Origin of the sequence: Streptomyces sp. MnatMP-M17 (genome assembly GCF_900091995.1) — a bacterium.
GTDB lineage: Bacteria > Actinomycetota > Actinomycetes > Streptomycetales > Streptomycetaceae > Streptomyces.
In genome coordinates this window covers 1-1,135 of the sequence record NZ_FMDK01000708.1, presented here as the reverse complement: position 1 = coordinate 1,135, position 1,135 = coordinate 1, and the positions used below count along the sequence as shown (strand labels likewise).

Below are 1,135 nucleotides of genomic sequence, written 5' to 3'. Positions count from 1 at the left end.
CACCACAGGCGCGCACACGACCTGCGCCGCACCGGCCGCCGCGAGCGCCTCGGCCACCCGGTCCGGCACTCCGCGCCGCCGCAGCGCGTCGCTCCACCGAGGCGCGATGGTGAGCAGCGCGCCGGTGGCCAGTACGGAGAGGAGAAAGCCGTAACTGCGCGCCAGCCATGGGTCGTAGAGCACCAGCAGCAGGACGGCTGCGGCGAGCGCCGGAATGAGCGTCCTGCGACGGCCCGTGCCGATGGCGAGAAGAGCGATCAGCCCACAGGCCGCTGCCCGCAGCACACTGGGCTCCGGCCGGCAGACGATCACAAAGCCGAGCGTGAGCGCGCCGCCGAACAGCGCGGTCCACCGCAGCGAGATCCTCAGCCGTGGCGCGAGCCCGCGCCGCTCGGCTCTTATGGCCAGCCCCGGTGGCCCGATCAGCAGAGCGAGCACCACGGTCAGATTGCTTCCGGAGACGGAGAGCAGATGCGTGAGATCGGTCGCCTTGAACGCGTCGTGCAGTTCGGGCGGCACACGTGAGGTGTCGCCGACGACCAGTCCCGGGAGCAAGGCGCGGGCATCGGGTTCGAGCCCTTCGGTCGCCTCACGCAGTCCGGCGCGCAGGTCACCGGCCATGCGCTGGACACGCGTCGGCTGCCCGATCAGGTGCGGCGGTCCCTTCCCTTCCACCCGCAGGGCCGCCGCGTAGGGATCGTCCGTGTGCAGCGGCGGCGAGAGCCGCCCGGTCACCCGCAGCCGGGTGGAGGGCAGCAGCCGCTGCCATCGGCCCGCGTGCTCGCCAGGTCCGGAGAGCACCAGAACAGGTGTCCTGCCCATGGTGATCCGGCCGTCGGGTCCCGTCAGCCGGATGAGATCCGCGTCCAGGACGAACCCACCGCCGGACATCCGGTCCCCGAGGACTCTCGGGCGCGTGGGCCGGGGATCGGAGGTGACCGTCAACTCCGCGGTGACCCGGGCATACCGCTCGGCAAGGCCCGGCACCGGCCCTCGGTGGGGATCCTCCGTGTGCAGCCCGGCGGACACCGCACCCGCCGCCGCGCACAGCAGCGCTCCCGCGACGGCGACACCACCCAGCCGCCGCCCCTGCCCCGCACCGGGCCGGGAGGACCGGGACCAGGACCGCACCAGC

1 protein-coding gene is annotated in these 1,135 nt (G+C 73.5%); it reads right to left on the bottom strand.

Annotated features, from left to right (window positions below; all coding sequences use genetic code 11):
- On the bottom strand, positions 1 to 1,131 hold a 1,131-nt coding region (locus GA0115259_RS28785; RefSeq protein ID WP_370748606.1), incomplete at its 3' end, for a ComEC/Rec2 family competence protein.
- Between the last annotated feature and the right edge of the window lie 4 nt (positions 1,132 to 1,135).